At 44.7% G+C, this 17889-nt stretch carries 6 protein-coding genes and 1 pseudogene; 4 read left to right on the forward strand and 3 right to left on the reverse strand.

The genetic code is table 11. The annotated features are described in order from the left end of the window. The first annotated feature begins 103 nt into the window (after positions 1-103). Complete coding sequence (gene nrnB, locus BSI_RS12665; protein ID WP_003238135.1) at positions 104-1303, forward strand: oligoribonuclease NrnB; 1200 nt, start codon at positions 104-106, stop codon at positions 1301-1303. Between the two features lie 48 nt (positions 1304-1351). On the opposite strand, the gene uptA is transcribed toward nrnB, so the two are convergent. The 3 genes from uptA to BSI_RS12650 form a co-directional block, all read right to left on the reverse strand. Continuing rightward, a complete protein-coding gene (gene uptA, locus BSI_RS12660; protein ID WP_003238137.1) occupies positions 1352-1948 on the reverse strand; it encodes an undecaprenyl phosphate transporter UptA in 597 nt (198 codons plus the stop codon). 72 nt (positions 1949-2020) lie between these two features. Beyond that, positions 2021-2914, reverse strand: coding sequence for a UTP--glucose-1-phosphate uridylyltransferase GalU (gene galU, locus BSI_RS12655; protein WP_003238139.1), 894 nt, complete (start codon positions 2912-2914; stop codon positions 2021-2023). Between the two features lie 6 nt (positions 2915-2920). Next, entirely contained in the window at positions 2921-3328 is a 408-nt protein-coding gene (locus BSI_RS12650) for a GtrA family protein (RefSeq protein ID WP_003238141.1), read from the reverse strand. A 252-nt stretch (positions 3329-3580) separates the two neighbouring features. Here BSI_RS12650 and BSI_RS22085 point away from each other — a divergent pair. The 3 genes and pseudogenes from BSI_RS22085 to BSI_RS12640 all read left to right on the forward strand — a co-directional run. After that, positions 3581-3860, forward strand: a pseudogene (locus BSI_RS22085) (6-carboxyhexanoate--CoA ligase); the annotation flags it as partial. A gap of 824 nt (positions 3861-4684) precedes the next feature. Then, entirely contained in the window at positions 4685-5887 is a 1203-nt protein-coding gene (fabD, locus tag BSI_RS12645) for an ACP S-malonyltransferase (protein WP_003238150.1), read from the forward strand. Between the two features lie 19 nt (positions 5888-5906). Beyond that, on the forward strand, positions 5907-17855 hold the full coding sequence (locus BSI_RS12640; protein ID WP_003238152.1) for a non-ribosomal peptide synthetase/type I polyketide synthase: 11949 nt from the start codon (positions 5907-5909) through the stop codon (positions 17853-17855). The last annotated feature ends 34 nt before the right edge of the window (positions 17856-17889 follow it).

A 17889-nucleotide genomic window follows, 5' to 3' on the forward strand; every position in this document is an offset into this window, starting at 1 on the left:
CTAATCAACTTTGCATAAAACGCTATGTTTTTTAGAATAGTAAATAAAGGCTGCCGCTCCTCTAGCGGCAATTGTCAGTTCATCATAAAAAGGGGCCTACATTATGTATCATTTATATTCACATAACGACTTGGACGGAGTAGGGTGCGGAATCGTAGCAAAATTGGCATTCGGAAAAGATGTTGAGGTCCGGTATAACTCTGTCAACGGCTTAAACGGTCAAGTCCAGTACTTTTTAGAAAAAGCGAAAGAGAGCAACAGACAAGACGCGTTATTCATTACCGATCTCGCCGTCAACGAAGAAAACGAAGAGAGATTGAATGAGTATGTTCATGCGGGCGGAAAAGTGAAGCTGATTGACCACCATAAAACAGCCCTTCATTTAAATGAGCATGAATGGGGATTTGTTCAAGTGGAATACGATGATGGACGGCTTTCATCGGCCACATCGCTTTTATATGGCTATCTCGTTGAAAATGGTTTCATGAAACCGACAAATGCCTTAGATCAATTCACAGAGCTCGTCCGCCAATATGATACATGGGAGTGGGAGCGGTACGATCAAAAACAGGCGAAGCGGCTTAATGACCTTTTCTTTTTGCTGTCAATTGATGAATTTGAAGAAAAAATGATTCAGCGTCTTTCTGCGCATGATGAATTTTTCTTTGATGATTTTGAAGAAAAACTGCTTGATTTAGAAGACGCAAAAATTGAGCGCTATCTACGGAGAAAGAAAAGGGAAATGGTGCAAACCTTTGTTCATGAACACTGTGTGGGCATCGTTCACGCAGAATCGTACCATTCAGAGCTTGGAAACAGGCTCGGAAAAGAAAATCCGCATCTCGATTACATTGCGATTTTAAGCATGGGGTCAAAACGGGTCAGCCTGCGCACCATTCATGATTACGTCGATGTTTCAGAAATCGCTGGCCGATACGGAGGAGGAGGGCATGCAAAGGCATCAGGCTGTTCGATAACCGACGAAGTATATGATTTGTTTGTTGCTGAAGCATTCCGGATTGATCCTGTCCGGCCTGATGCTTTCCGTAACACCTATAATCTAAAGGGATCAGCGAACGGATCATTATACGAAAATCGCGCACAAATGAGATTTTTTCTGTTCCCTTTAAACAACGAGTGGAATATCCAAATTAACGGGGAAACACAGGATGAAACATTCGCAGCATTTGAAGAAGCAGAATGGTTTATTAAAAGAAATTATGCCGCATCACTCGTGCGTGATGAAGTATTTGTCGCATTTTTAGCGGAGCATTTGAAGCTGACAAACCAGCATCGCAGATAAAAAAATATGCATAGGGGAGAATCAATCATCCCTATGCATATCCGCTAGCTATCGTTTAAATATGGCTGCACGTTTTTTAATCACAAAATAAAGGGCGATAACGACAATCGCCAGTATCATTATCGGCGTTGTATAAGTACCTGCAATGTTCTCAACATCATCCCACTGACTTCCAAGCTGGATGCCTAAATAAACAAAGAGGATAGACCACGGTATGATAGCAAGTACAGTCAGTACCACAAATTTGAGAAACGGCATTTTGGCAATGCCTGCGGGAATGGATATCGCATGTCTGACAACTGGTATAAAACGTGCCGAGAAGACAACACCCGTTCCGTACTTTTGAAACCAGTTTTCTGACATGTCAATATGATGCTTTTTAATCAATAAGTACTTCCCGTATTTGTCCAAAAACGGTCTGCCGCCATAGCGTCCGATCCAATAAATAAAGATCTGGGCAATGGTGCCCCCGATAACACCCGCAATAATTGCGCCAACAAATCCAATCGTGCCTTCCGATACCATATAGCCGCCATAGGCCAATACAATTTCACTCGGGATGATCTCAATCATTAAGCCAATTGCAATGCCCGCATATCCCATATTCGTCAGCCATGTTAAAATTTCGCTTATCAAACTGCCCACATTCTTCACAACCTGTCCTAATCTTTTTCACTATTATATGACTGATTGACGAGCAAGATGGTTACAATTTTTTTATCGCAGCATTTCTTTCGTTTCCCGTTTGATCACATCTTCTAAATAAGCCAAAAGCTGAGATCTCATTTCGGGGCGCATTAAGCCGATTTCAGTGCTCGCTTTAAAACAGCCCAGCTTATCGCCAATGTCATATCGATTTCCTTCTAGCAGCCGGGCATGGATAGGCTGCTTACAGCAAACCTCACGAAGCGCATCTGTGAGCTGAATTTCGTTGCCCGCGCCTCTGCCAATTGACTTCAAAACGGGGAAGATCGAAGAATTCAGCACGTAACGTCCCATCACGGCGATTTCCGAAGGCGCTTCTTCAGGAGAAGGCTTTTCAACTAAATCTGTCACTTCATACACATGCCCTTGAGAGCCTGATGTATTTATAATACCATATTTGCTGACATCCTCAGGGAGAACTGACTGTACTCCGACAACCTCTGTGCCATAAGCATCGTATACATCCATTAATTGCCGAAGAGCCGGTTTTTCAGACACCATAATATCATCGCCTAAGAGAACGGCGAAAGGCTCATCTCCGATAAAATGCTCCGCACACAGCACCGCATGGCCTAATCCGAGCGGTTCTTTCTGGCGGATGTAATGAATGTTGGCCAAATCGGCAATCTGCTGCATTTCCTTAAGCGTCTCCGTCTTGCCTTTTTCCCGCAAATTGAATTCCAATTCCGCCGACCGGTCAAAATGATCTTCAATCGAGCGTTTGTTTCTCCCTGTAATAATCAGTATATCTTCAATTCCTGACTCTGCGGCCTCTTCTACAATGTATTGGATTGCTGGTTTGTCGACGATCGGGAGCATTTCTTTCGGCTGCGCCTTTGTCGCCGGCAGAAATCTCGTTCCTAAACCCGCTGCGGGAATGACCGCTTTTCTCACTTTTTTTCTCATTCATCTTCACTCCTGATCCTGTATGTTTTTCAGCGAATCTCCAAATACCCAGATTCGGTTTCCGATAAAATTCACCATCATTCCGCCGATAGTGGCGGCGAGCTTACTCACCAAAAGCGAACAGCCGCCTTTTTGAAACAAATAAAGCAGCAAAAAGGTAATCCCAGACGCGGCAATATTAATCATGAGAAAGCGCACGATCTCTTTCCCGCCGGCCTTACGTTTAACACGAAACGTCCAACTCCGGTTCCACACATAGCTGTTGATGATACCTGCCGAATAGGAGCAGATCTGCGCCGGCAGATAAGGGACATGACAAGCGGTGAGAAGAAAGAAGACACCAAAATCTATCAGCGTATTGCCGACGCCCACGGTGCAAAAACGGCCTAATGTCTTTATTTTTTCTTTCAGCATAACGGCACCCGGCTTTGACCTCCCTTCATAAAAGATGCGGATGGCTTTCTTATTTGTTGATATGGATTACTTTAGCGGACAGTGTTGAATAAACAATTAATAAAATATGAACAAAACATGAAAAGTAATGGGGTCTTGCAGATTCATTAAGTTACCATTTTGATAGTTTGGGTTGGCGCATTTTGCTAGGAACCTAAGTGTTAACGTTATTTAGTTAACATTAATTTCCATACGAGAAAGAAGGGAAATGTGATGCAGGAAAAAATATATTACAGTGTCAGAATGAGAACTTCCCATGACGTCCCCATGAACAAGACGGAAAACACATTTCCCGCTGAGAACAGCTCATCACTTACAACGATTTACAGGAAGCGGTGAATGCTTATTACATAAAGGCTTCTCGGACACTGATTTTATGCAGATTCAGCTTGAAAGCGTTAATGAACCGATCAAAACGATCCGCCCTTTAACGATTGCCGTACATCAAACAGCTACGGTAGAAAAAGGGCAAACCACAGGTCAGGCCGTAGTCAATGACGGCGTATATACCGTTCAATAGTTCTTATACTCTTGAAAAAAACAGCCGCTCTGAACGGCTGTTTTTTGTGCCTGAATACCTTGTTCACATATGGATGACAAAATATGACGGGCTTCGAAAGGGGTTTGCGGAATGCTAACGAAATGTCTTACAAAGAAGAGAATAATGGAAACAGGAATCAGCAGAAGAAGCAGCCGGAATTCAATAGCTTGAAAAGTTCCGCGCCTTGATTCCCTAACAGCCTACAGCAAGACTGAACCAGAACCAAAACAATTTGTTTCTAATGATATATTCCTCTTATGATGATGCAGCTCGCATTCAGCAATGTAATGGACCGATTTACTGCGATCAATCAGTATCCAAGCAGGATCATTCATATGTTCTGCGTCGTATTTCATCCTCGCAGAGTTTCCTCATCAAGATCCATTTCTTGTGCAACATCTATAAACAAGCGCCATCAGTTTACAATCCTTCACAGATATACAGATTAATTTTTATAAAAAACAAAAATATGGAATTTCTGACACAATTATGTCGATAGACCTAAAACATATGAACATCGAGGGCGCGGCCTAAGTGAAGAAGAGTCGGTAACAGCCTTCCATTCCGACTCCTGTCATCTCTCTTAAAGACTGATTTCTCGGTGTCAGCCCCATTTTATATTTAATGAACAAATGTAATCCAAGCCCTTTGTAAAACCGAACAATAACTCCTACAAAAGTATTCTATACACATTTATTATAATCATGCTAGGATGTTAGATAAAGGGATATTTTGTATAATATTGTATCTCTGTTCAATGTGATCGGAGGGAGCTCATGAACAATCTTGCCTTTTTATTTCCTGGACAAGGATCTCAATTTGTAGGAATGGGCAAAAGTTTTTGGAATGATTTTGTGCTCGCAAAGAGATTATTTGAAGAAGCGAGCGATGCGATCTCCTTGGATGTAAAAAAACTGTGTTTTAACGGTGATATAAATGAATTGACAAAGACAATGAATGCGCAGCCCGCTATTTTAACCGTCAGTGTGATTGCTTTTCAAGTGTATATGCAGGAGATAGGGGTTAAGCCTCGCTTTCTTGCAGGTCATAGTTTAGGCGAATACTCTGCGCTTGTCTGTGCTGGCGCTCTTTCATTTCATGATGCCGTTACACTTGTAAGGCAGCGGGGAATTCTTATGCAAAATGCGGATCCTCAGCAGCAGGGGGCGATGGCCGCCGTGACTCAGCTCCCTCTTCAAACATTGCAAGAAATATGTTCGAAAGTGTCGACGGAAGAATTTCCCGCAGGTGTCGCCTGCATGAATTCAGATCAGCAGCATGTGATTTCCGGACATCGGCAAGCTGTGGAACGTGTCATCAGGATGGCGGAGGAAAAGAGGGCCAAATATACTTATTTGAATGTCAGTGCGCCTTTTCACAGTTCGATGATACGATCAGCATCCGAACAATTCCAGACTGTATTACACCGGTATTCCTTCCGGGATGCCGCATGGCCGATCATTTCGAATGTCACGACGCACCCTTACAGCCGCGGAAATTCGATCAACGAACATCTCAAGCAGCACATGACGATGCCGGTAAGATGGACAGAATCGATGCATTACTTGCTTTTACACGGAGTGACGGAAGTCATCGAAATGGGCCCAAAGAATGTCTTAGCCAGTCTGCTGAGAAAAATAACGAATCATATTGCACCTTATTCTTTAGGGCAGACATCTGATCTTCATCTACTTTCCAATTCAGCGGAAAGAAATAAAAATATTGTCCACTTACGCAAAAAACAACTCAATAAATTGATGATTCAATCCACCATTGCGCGAAATTACAATAAGGATTCATTGGCTTATTCCAACATGACGACGCCATTATTTACGCAAATCCAAGAGCTGAAAAAGAGAATGGAAATACATGAAGATGAGCTTTCAGAACAAGAACTCGAACATTCGATCCATTTGTGCAAATTAATTTGCGAGGCTAAACAGCTTCCGGCTTGGGAACAATTACGGATTTTAAAATAAAGCGCCCAGGAGGGGACCTATGTATACCAGTCAATTCCAAACCTTAGTCGATGTCATTCGGGAAAGAAGCAATATCTCTTATCGCGGGATCCGTTTTATCGAATCCGATAAAAAAGAGACAGTTGTCTCTTACCGCCAATTGTTTGATGAGGCACAGGGGTTTCTTGGCTATTTACAGCATATCGGTATTCAGCCGAAGCAGGAAATTGTATTTCAAATCCAAGAAAACAAATCATTTGTCGTTGCTTTTTGGGCTTGTTTATTAGGAGGAATGATCCCGGTACCGGTCAGTATCGGAGAAGATGATGACCATAAGCTGAAGGTCTGGCGCATTTGGAATATATTAAATCATCCGTATCTGATTGCCTCTGAGAAAGTATTGGATAAAATAAAGAAATACGCCGCAGAACACGATTTACAAGATTTCCATCATCAATTAAACGAGAAATCTGACATTATTCAAGATCAAACCTACGATTACCCCGCTTCTATATATGAACCTGATGCGGATGAACTGGCCTTTATCCAATTTTCTTCAGGATCGACAGGCCATCCAAAAGGAGTCATGTTAACGCATCACAACTTAATACATAACACGTGTGCCATTCGGAATGCTCTGTCCATTGATTCGAAAGACTCTTTCTTATCTTGGATGCCTTTAACGCATGATATGGGGCTCATCGCCTGCCACCTTGTTCCCTTCTTAGTCGGAATCAATCAAAATCTAATGCCTACAGAATTATTTATTCGCAGACCTATCCTTTGGATGAAAAAAGCTCATGAACATAAAACCAGCATTCTATCCTCTCCTAATTTCGGATACAACTACTTCCTTAAATTTCTGAAAAACGAACCAGACTGGGATTTATCCCATATCAGAGTCATCGCAAACGGTGCAGAACCGATATTGCCGGAGCTATGTGACGAATTTTTAAAAAGATGCGCAACATTCAATATGAAAAGATCCGCCATTTTAAATGTTTACGGTTTAGCGGAAGCTTCAGTCGGCGCAACGTTCTCTAAAACAGGCGAAGAATTCGTCCCCGTTTATTTGCATCGCGATCATTTAAACCTCGGCGAAAGAGCTGTAAAAGTCAGCAAAGAAGATCAAAATTGCGCTTCATTCGTCGAAGTGGGACAGCCTATTGACTATTGTCAGATTCGAATCTCCAACGGAGAAAATGAAAGAGCAGAAGACGGAATCATCGGCCATATCCAGATCAAAGGAGACAATGTGACGCAAGGGTATTATAACAACCCCGAAAGTACGGACAGAGCACTGACTTCTGACGGCTGGGTAAAAACAGGAGACCTTGGATTCATTAGTGAAAGTGGTAACTTAGTCGTAACCGGAAGAGAAAAGGACATTATTTTCGTGAACGGAAAAAATATCTACCCTCACGATATTGAACGGGTCGCGATTGAAATGGAAGAGGTTGACTTAGGAAGGGTTGCCGCCTGCGGTGTATATGATCAAAAGACGCGAAGCGGAGAAATCGTGCTCTTTGTTGTTTTCAAAAAATCACCTGAAAAATTTGCACCGCTTGTCAAAGAGATTAAAAAGTATTTGTACAAGCGGGGCGGCTGGAACATAAAAGAAGTCCTTCCAATCCGGAAGCTTCCAAAAACAACCAGCGGAAAGGTTAAGCGATATGAACTGGCCAGACAGTATGAGGCAGGGAATTTTTCGATAGAGTCTGCCGCCATCAATGAATTTTTGGAGAGCAGCCCTGAAAAATCCGGACAGACGCCGATTCATGAGATAGAAACGGAATTGCTGTCTATCTTTTCTGAGGTTCTCGATGGAAGAAAGGTTCACCTCACTGATAGTTATTTTGATATGGGAGCAAATTCATTACAGTTATCGCAGATTGCTGAGTGCATAGAACAGAAATTTGGGCGCGAGCTTGCCGTTTCCGACCTCTTTACGTATCCTTCCATCACTGATTTAGCGGCATTTCTGTCTGAAAACCATGCTGAAATCAAGCATGATGTGACAGAGAAGCGAAGCCAAATGTCGCCGAAAGACATTGCCATTATCGGAATGTCGCTCAATGTCCCGGGAGCATCGACTAAAAGCGATTTTTGGAATCTGCTTCAAAAAGGAGAGCACAGCATTCGAGAATACCCTGCATCTCGGCTGAAAGATGCGGCGGATTATTTAAAGTCCATCCAAAGTGAATTCAATGAGAATCAGTTTGTTAAAGGTGGCTATTTAGATGAAATCGACCGCTTTGATTATTCGTTCTTCGGTTTAGCTCCTAAAACGGCTCAGTTTATGGATCCAAATCAAAGACTGTTTTTGCAGTCTGCATGGCATGCGATGGAAGATGCGGGCTATGCCGGAAACAGCATGAACGGGAGCCGGGTCGGGGTATATGCAGGGTACTCGAAGGTGGGCTACGATTATGAACGCCTCCTTTCTGCCAATTATCCGGAGGAACTTCATCAATATATTGTAGGCAATCTTCCTTCAGTGTTAGCCAGCCGAATCGCTTATTTCTTAAATCTAAAAGGGCCGGCGGTCACAGTGGATACAGCTTGTTCTTCATCGCTTGCTGCCGTTCATATGGCGTGCAAATCTTTAAATTCTGGCGAGTGTGTAATGGCTATTGCCGGAGGTATCCGGACATCGCTCTTGCCGATGCGTATCGGACTTGATATGGAATCTTCGGACGGATACACGAAAACGTTCAGCAAAGATTCAGACGGCACGGGCTCAGGTGAAGGCGCGGCGGCAGTCCTATTAAAACCTTTGCAGGATGCGGTTCGCGACGGAGACCATATTTACGGCGTAATCAAAGGGAGCGCGATGAATCAAGACGGAACAACCGCCGGGATTACTGCACCGAACCCGGCAGCTCAGACTGAGGTCATTGAAACGGCCTGGAAAGACGCGGGCATTGCTCCTGAAACGCTGTCATTCATCGAAGCGCATGGCACCGGAACCAAGCTTGGAGATCCGGTTGAATTTAACGGGCTTTGTAAAGCATTTGAAAAGTATACGGCAAAAAAACAATTTTGTGCGATTGGTTCTGTTAAATCGAACATCGGTCATTTGTTTGAAGCGGCAGGCGTCGTTGGGCTGATCAAATCTGTCCTCATGCTGAATCAAAAGAAAAACCCGCCGTTAGCCCACTTTAATGAACCCAATCCGTTCATCCATTTTCACTCTTCACCGTTTTATGTAAATCAGGAAGTTGCGGAGTTCACATCCGGGGATGAGCCGCTGCGGGGCGGAGTCAGCTCGTTCGGTTTTAGCGGAACGAATGCTCATGTGGTGTTGGAAGAATATATTTCTCAAAGTGAGGAAGCACTCGCGGACGAAAATGAGCCGCACCTATTTGTTTTATCCGCTCATACTGAAAATTCACTCTATGAACTCGCACAGCAGTATCGGCAATATGTATCGGATGGCAGCCAAGCTTCATTGAAGTCCATTTGCTATACAGCCAGTACAGGAAGGGCTCAATTGGATCATGGTATGGCCATGGTTGTATTCAGTAAGCAAGAATTATGTGACAAGCTGACCTCCGTGGTTCAAGGAGACAGCCATCTTCCCGGGGTACACATTGGTTATAAGAACTTGAAGGAAATGCTGCCTGCTCATAAAGAAGAGCTGAATAAACAAGCTGCTGATCTGATTGAGCAGTGTATGCGTACGCATGATGAACGAATCACATGGCTGAATCGCGCCGCCGAATTATTTGTGCAAGGAGCCGTTATAGATTGGCGCGCGCTTTATGCCGGTGAAACTGTACAAAAAACGCCATTGCCCTTATATCCGTTTGAACGAAACCGCTGCTGGGCTGAAGCTGACCATTTGCGCTTAAACGAGGACGGAGAGAGAGGAGAAGCGGCAATGAATATCAATCAAACGAAGGCGCATATTGAATCCTTTCTGAAAACTGTAATCGGCAATGCTTCGGGAATCAGAGCGGATGAACTCGATTTGAATGCGCATTTTATCGGGCTCGGAATGGATTCCATCATGCTGTCACAGGTCAAAAAAGCCATCGCTGACGAATTTGGTGTAGACATCCCGATGGATCGTTTTTTCGATACGATGAACAACCTTCAAAGTGTCATAGATTACTTGGCTGATACCGCTCCATCGTCCTTTGCATCCGCACCGGCTCAAGAGAATGTTCCGGCGGAGGAAAAATTGGTCATTTCAGAAACACAGCCTGAATCTGGTCACAGAGAAGAGCATCAAGAGCACATGCTCGAAAAAATAATCGCTTCTCAGAATCAATTAATTCAGAATACCTTGCAGGCTCAATTAAATAGCTTTAATTTGCTGAGAAACAGCGGACATCATTCCGATGTGAAAGACTACGCTAAAGCGCTAGAAAAATCAATTCCTTCTGTCAAGCAAGGGACGCCGACCGTCACTGCAGAAAAGAAATTGGCTCAAGAAGCGAAACCCTATGTTCCTTTTCAGCCCCAGAACCTGTATGAACAGGGACACTATACCGCACAGCAAAGACGATATTTAGAAGATTTCATCGGGAAATACGCAGATAAAACGAAAGGTTCCAAACAATATACGGACAAAACCCGATTTGCTCATGCAAACAACCGCAACTTGTCCAGTTTCCGTTCATACTGGAAGGAAATCGTGTACCCGATTATTGCCCAACGTTCTGACGGTTCCAAGATGTGGGATATTGATGGAAACGAATATATCGATATCACCATGGGATTTGGGGTTAATCTTTTCGGGCATCATCCGCCCTTTATTACACAGGTTATCGATGATTCAATCCGTTCATCATTGCCTCCGCTCGGTCCGATGTCGGATGTCGCCGGTGAAGTTGCCGATCGAATCCGCACATGTACCGGGGTAGAAAGGGTCGCTTTCTATAATTCCGGAACAGAAGCCGTCATGGTTGCCCTTCGTTTGGCAAGGGCGGCAACAGGAAGAAAGAAAGTTGTGGCGTTCTCAGGCTCTTATCACGGTACGTTTGACGGCGTATTAGGGGTTGCCAGTACAAAAGGCGGGGCTGCGTCGGCGAATCCGCTTGCTCCGGGCATACTGCAGAGCTTTATGGATGATTTGATTATTTTGCATTACAACAATCCAGATTCGCTCGATGTGATTCGCAGTCTTGGAGATGAATTGGCAGCCGTATTGGTGGAACCTGTACAAAGCCGCAGGCCGGATTTGCAGCCGGGAGCATTTTTGAAAGAACTGCGGGCAATCACGCAGCAATCCGGGACAGCCCTGATTATGGATGAAATTATTACCGGATTTCGGATCGGTCTCGGCGGCGCGCAGGAATGGTTCGGCATTCAAGCCGATTTGGTGACCTACGGAAAAATCATCGGCGGCGGACAGCCGTTAGGGATAGTTGCCGGAAAAGCTGAGTTCATGAATGCGATCGACGGGGGAACCTGGCAGTATGGGGACGACTCCTATCCACAGGATGAGGCGAAACGCACGTTTGTGGCCGGCACCTTCAATACTCACCCGCTTACCATGAGAATGTCATTAGCCGTGCTTCAACATTTACAAACCGAGGGAGAACACCTGTATGAGCAGCTAAATCAAAACACTACCTCCCTGGTCGATCAGTTAAATCGCTACTTTGAACAATCACAAGTGCCTATCCGTATGGTTCAATTCGGTTCTTTATTCCGTTTTGTCTCATCGCTTGATAACGACTTGTTCTTTTACCATCTCAATTATAAAGGGGTCTATGTATGGGAAGGACGCAACTGCTTCTTGTCTGCTGCGCATAGCGCGGATGATATTGAACATATCATTCAAGCCGTTAAAGACACGGTGAAGGATCTTCGCCGAGGCGGATTTATCCCGGAAGGCCCGGATTCCCCTAACGACGGCAGCCATAAAAAATCCGGGAAGTACGAGCTTTCACCTGAACAAAAACAATTGGTTATGGCATCCCATTATGGGAATGGAGCTTCTGCAGCTTTAAACCAGTCCATTATGCTAAAAGTGGAGGGTGAACTGCAGTATACGCCGTTAAAACAAGCCGTGCAGCATATCATCGACCGCCACGAGGCTTTACGTACGGTGATTCATGTGGATGACGAGGTACAACAGGTGCAGGAACGGATAAATATAGACATTCCTGTCATTGATTTTACCGGTCACCCGGATGAGCAACGGGAGTTGGAAATGCAGAATTGGCTGACAGAAGATGCCAAGCGGCCATTTCATTTTCATGAACAAAAGCCCTTGTTTAGAATCCATGTGCTTACATCGACTCAAGATGAACATCTGATTGTGCTCACGTTCCATCATGTCATTGCCGATGGATGGTCAATCGCTGTTTTTGTTCAAGAGCTGGAGAGCAACTATACAGCAATTGTACAAGGAAAACCGTTTCCGCCAAAAGAGGCTGCTCCTTCGTTTCGTCAATATTTAGACTGGCAGCAGGCGCAGATTGATAGCGGCCACTATGAAGAAGGCGTCCGTTATTGGCGGCATCATTTCTCTGAACCGATACAGCAGGCAGTCCTGCCGAGCGTCGCTTCCGCCCGTTATCCTAACGGATATGAGGGAGACAGATGTACCATCAGGCTTGGACGGCCTTTAAGCGAGGCTTTAAAATCATTAAGTATTCGGATGAAAAATAGTGTATTTGTGACGATGCTGGGCGCATTTCATCTTTTTCTGCACCAGCTGACCAAACAGACGGGTCTTGTGATCGGGATTCCTGCAGCAGGTCAATCGCATATGAAACATCATGCTCTGATTGGAAATTGCGTCAATATGATTCCTGTGAAGAACACGTCTTCTTCAGAAAGCACTTTATCCGGTTATCTTGGCAATATGAAAGAAAACGTGAATCACGCCATGCAGCATCAAGCTGTTCCGATGACACTGGTAGCCAGACAGCTTCCGCACGATCAAGTGCCGGATATGCGTATTATCTTTAATTTGGACAGGCCTTTTCGAAAGCTGCATTTCGGAAAGGCGGAGGCGGAGCCCATTGCATACCCGGTGAAACGCATGCTGTACGATTTATTTCTTAACATAACAGACGCGAATGAAGAATATGTTCTTGATTTCGACTTTAAAACGAACGTCATCAGTCCGGAAATCATGAAAAAGTGGGGAGCGGGCTTTACGAAATTGCTGCAAAAAATGGTTGAGGAGGATTCTGTCCCTCTTGACGCCCTGATGATGTTTTCCGATGAAGAACAGCAAGATTTACAAGAACTGTATACCGATCACCAACAGCGGGTCTCTTCAATTGTAAGCAAAACGGCAAACTTTGCTGACGCCTACGAGGCGCCGGCAAATGAAACGGAGCGACAGCTGGCGCAGATTTGGGAGGAACTTTTCGGCCTTGAGCGGGTTGGAAGATCAGATCGCTTCCTGGCTCTGGGAGGAAACTCACTCCAAGCGACGCTGATGCTTTCCAAAGTTCAGAAGACATTTCATCAAAAAGTTTCCATCGGACAATTTTTCAATCACCAGACTGTTAAGGAATTAGCACGTTTCATTGAGAATGAAAAGAAAGTCATGTACCTCCCGATGAAGGCTGCTGAGAAAAAAGCGCATTATCCGACATCACCGGCGCAGCAAAGAGTATATTTCCTTCACCAAATGGAACCGGATCAATTGGCTCAAAATATGTTCGGCCAAATATCAATTATAGGGCAGTACGATGAGCAGGCCCTGATTTCTTCTCTTCAGCAAGTCATGCAGCGGCATGAAGCGTTTCGCACGTATTTTGAAATCTCAGACGGCGAAATTGTCCAGAAACTTGAAAACGAAGTTGATGTTAACGTTCATGTTCGGACAATGAGCCGGGACGAATTTGATGACTATGCAGACCGGTTCGTAAAACCATTCCGCTTGGAACAAGCTCCTTTGGTTCGCGCGGAGCTGATCAAGATTGATAACGGGCAGGCCGAGCTGCTCATTGATATGCATCATATCATTTCGGACGGTTATTCCATCAACATCCTTACAAATGAATTGCTGGCCTTATATCATCGGAAACCATTACCGGACATTGAATTTGAATATAAAGATTTCGCAGAATGGCAGAACCAATGGCTGAATGAGGATGCCATGAAACAGCAGGAGACATATTGGCTGGAACAATTTCAAGAAGAAATCCCGGTTCTTCAACTGCCGACAGATGGTTCAAAAGCGGCGGTACGGTCTTCCGAGGGGCAGCGCGTGACGTGCTCTCTGCAGCCGAATGTAATCCGTTCGCTGCAAGATCTGGCGCAAAAGGCGGGAACGACCCTTTATACGGTGCTTCTGGCCGCCTACAAAGTGCTCCTTCATAAATATACAGGACAAGAAGACATTGTCGTAGGCACGCCTGCTTCAGGAAGAAATCATCCGGATGTCGAAAATATCATCGGGATTTTCATTCAAACCATCGGAATCCGGACGAAGCCGCACGCCAATAGAAAGTTTACGGATTATCTGGAAGAAGTAAAGCGGCAGACGCTTGACGCTTTCGAAAACCAAGACTATCCATTCGACCGGCTGGTTGAAAAATTAAATGTACAGCGGGAAACAACAGGAAAATCACTGTTTAACACGATGTTTGTGTTTCAAAATATTGAATTTCATGAAATAACGCACAATGAATGTACATTTAAGGTGAAAGAGCGAAACCCCGGAGTCTCTTTATATGATTTGATGCTGACGGTCGAAGATGCCGGGCAACAGATAGAGATGCATTTTGATTTTAAACCGGGACAGTTTGAACAAGAAACTATTGAACAGATCACAAAACACTATATCAGCATTTTACACAGCCTTGTTAAGCAGCCGGAGATGACGTTGTCTTCCGTTCCTATGCTGTCTGAAACCGAACGGTATCAATTGCTGACGGAGTTGAATGACACAAAGACATCGTATCCGTATAACGAAACGGTTTCTCGATGGTTTGAAATTCAGGCGGAACAGCGGCCTGATCATGAAGCCGTTATTTTTGGCAATGAGCGGTATACGTACAGACAGCTCAATGAACGGGCAAACCAATTGGCGCGAACGTTACGGAGAAAAGGCATACAAGCGGATCAATTCGTTGCCATCCTCTCTCCGCATTGTATCGAGCTGGTTGTTGGAATTTTGGCTGTGCTGAAATCCGGCGGCGCATACGTGCCCATTGACCCTGAGTATCCGGAGGACCGGATCCATTATATGCTGAGGGATTCAAAAGCGAAGATTGTGTTGACACACCACAACCTGCAAGATCAATTACCTTATGATGGTGAAGTTGTGCTTCTGGATGAGGAAAACTCTTATCATGAAGACCGCTCAAATCTTGAATTATTCAGCAATGCGCATGATTTGGCCTACATGATCTATACGTCGGGTTCTACTGGAAATCCGAAAGGTGTACTCATTGAGCACCAGGGGCTGGCCAATTATATTTGGTGGGCGAAAGAAGTTTATGTGACAGGAGAGAAAACCAACTTCCCATTATACTCCTCCATTTCTTTTGACCTGACGGTGACTTCGATATTTACACCGCTGGTGACGGGAAATACCATCATTGTCTATGACGGAGAAGACAAAAGCGCTGTGCTTTCTGCGATTATGCAGGACTCAAGAATCGACATAATCAAATTGACCCCGGCACATTTGCATGTAATCAAGGAGATGAATATAGCAGGCGGCACCACAATACGGAAAATGATTGTGGGCGGAGAAAATTTAAGCACCCGTCTGGCCAAAAGTGTCAGCGAGCAGTTTAAAGGCCGGCTGGACATTTTCAATGAGTACGGGCCGACGGAAACTGTCGTCGGATGTATGATTTACCGTTACGACGCAAAACGGGACAACCGGGAATCTGTACCGATCGGCACTGCGGCTGCCAACACGGACATTTATGTGATGGATGCAAGCAGAAACCTGGTTCCGATCGGGGTAATCGGTGAACTGTATATCAGCGGACCCGGTGTTGCCAGAGGGTATTGGAATCGCCCAGATTTAACGGCAGAGAAGTTCGTTGATAACCCGTATATCCCGGGAGCGAAGATGTACAAATCAGGGGACTTGGCTAAGCGATTGAGGGATGGAAATCTTGTATATGTGGGACGCATTGATGAACAAGTCAAAATCAGGGGACACCGAATCGAACTTGGTGAAATCGAAGCAGCGATGCATAACGTAGAAGCGGTGCAAAAAGCCGTTGTTACAGCCGAAGAAGCAGAAGACGGCTTAATACAATTGTGCGCGTATTACGTAAGCGACAAACCTATAGCGGCTGGGCAGCTTAGGGAACAATTGTCATCGGAGCTCCCGGACTACATGGTTCCGTCCTATTTTGTCCATCTTGAGCATATGCCATTAACGTCCAACGGGAAAATAAACCGTAAAGCACTGCCCGCACCCGAAGCAAGTCTGCAACAGACAGCTGAATATGTTCCGCCGGGCAATGAGGTGGAGTCCAAACTGACAGATTTATGGCAGGAAGTGCTCGGAATAAGCCGTGCGGGGATCAAACATAATTTCTTTGATCTTGGAGGAAATTCCATTCGCGCGGCGGCCTTAGCCGCCAGAATTCATAAAGAGCTGGATGTAAACCTGACGCTAAAAGACATATTCAAGTTTCCTACCATTGAACAATTGGCTGACAAGGCGTTACACATGAACAAAAATCGATATACACCGATCCCGGCCGCAAAGGAAATGTCCTATTATCCAGTTTCTTCAGCTCAAAGGCGAATGTATTTGTTAAGTCACGCAGAGGGCGGCGAGCTGACTTACAATATGACGGGTGCCATGAGAGTGGAAGGGACGATTGATCCTGACCGGTTAAACGCCGCTTTCCAAAAATTAATCGAGCGTCATGAAGCTTTGCGGACCAGCTTTGAATTATATGAAGGCGAACCGGCACAGCGTATTCATCAGAACGTCGAATTTACAATAGAACGAATTCAAGCAAGCGAAGAAGAAGCGGACGATCGTGTGCTTGATTTCATCCAAGCGTTTGATTTAGCCAAACCGCCGCTGATGCGGGCCGCACTGATTGAACTAGAACCTGCGCGGCATGTGCTTGTGGTTGATATGCATCATATCATTTCTGACGGCGTATCCGTCAACATTCTGATGAAAGATTTAAGCCGGCTCTACGAGGGGAACGAACCCGATCCGCTTTCTGTTCAATATAAAGACTATGCAGTTTGGCAGCAATCAGATATTCAGAAACGGAATATCAAGAGTCAGGAAGCGTACTGGCTGGATCAGTTTCGTGATGACATTCCTGTACTGGACATACCTGCGGATTACGAGCGGCCTGCCGTACGTGATTACGAAGGCGAATCCTTTGAATTTGTTATACCGGAACACTTGAAACAAGGCTTAAGCCAAATGGAAGAAAACACAGGAGCAACACTGTATATGATTTTATTGGCAGCCTATACGATTCTTTTATCCAAATACAGCGGACAAGAGGATATTGTCGTAGGAACGCCATCTGCCGGGCGGAATCATTTGGATGTGGAGTCGGTCGTGGGAATGTTCGTCAATACGTTAGTCATCCGCAATCAGCCGGCGGGCCGTAAAACATTTGATGCCTACTTAAACGAAGTAAAGGAAAACATGCTGAATGCCTATAAAAATCAAGACTACCCGTTAGAAGAATTGATTCAGCATTTACATCTTTCGAAAGATCCAAGCCGCAATCCTTTGTTCGATACGATGTTTGTGCTGCAAAATCTCGATCACGCTGAATTGACACTCGATTCCCTTCAGCTCAAGCCGTATCAGTTTCATCATCCGGTTGCCAAATTCGATTTGACCTTGTCGATTCAGGCGGACCAAGACAACTATCACGGCCTGTTTGAATATTCGAAAAAACTGTTTAAGAAAAGCAGAATCGAGGCTTTATCAAACGACTACTTACACATTCTATCCGCGATTTTAGAACAACCAAGCATTCTAATTGAACATATCGGATTGAGCGGCAGCTATGAGGAACAAGAGAACATGCTTGATTCTATTCAATTGAACTTTTAGGGAAAAGCATATATTTATTTGTTTAAATTATACA

Origin of the sequence: Bacillus inaquosorum KCTC 13429 (assembly GCF_000332645.1) — a bacterium.
Classification (GTDB): domain Bacteria; phylum Bacillota; class Bacilli; order Bacillales; family Bacillaceae; genus Bacillus; species Bacillus inaquosorum.

What these genes read in the sequence shown, in the direction of transcription:
- nrnB (WP_003238135.1), top strand. Translation starts at nt 104, where the DNA reads ATGTATCATTTATATTCACATAACGACTTGGACGGAGTAGGGTGCGGA.
- galU (WP_003238139.1), bottom strand. Translation starts at nt 2,914, where the DNA reads ATGAGAAAAAAAGTGAGAAAAGCGGTCATTCCCGCAGCGGGTTTAGGA.
- BSI_RS12650 (WP_003238141.1), bottom strand. Translation starts at nt 3,328, where the DNA reads ATGCTGAAAGAAAAAATAAAGACATTAGGCCGTTTTTGCACCGTGGGC.
- fabD (WP_003238150.1), top strand. Translation starts at nt 4,685, where the DNA reads ATGAACAATCTTGCCTTTTTATTTCCTGGACAAGGATCTCAATTTGTA.
- BSI_RS12640 (WP_003238152.1), top strand. Translation starts at nt 5,907, where the DNA reads ATGTATACCAGTCAATTCCAAACCTTAGTCGATGTCATTCGGGAAAGA.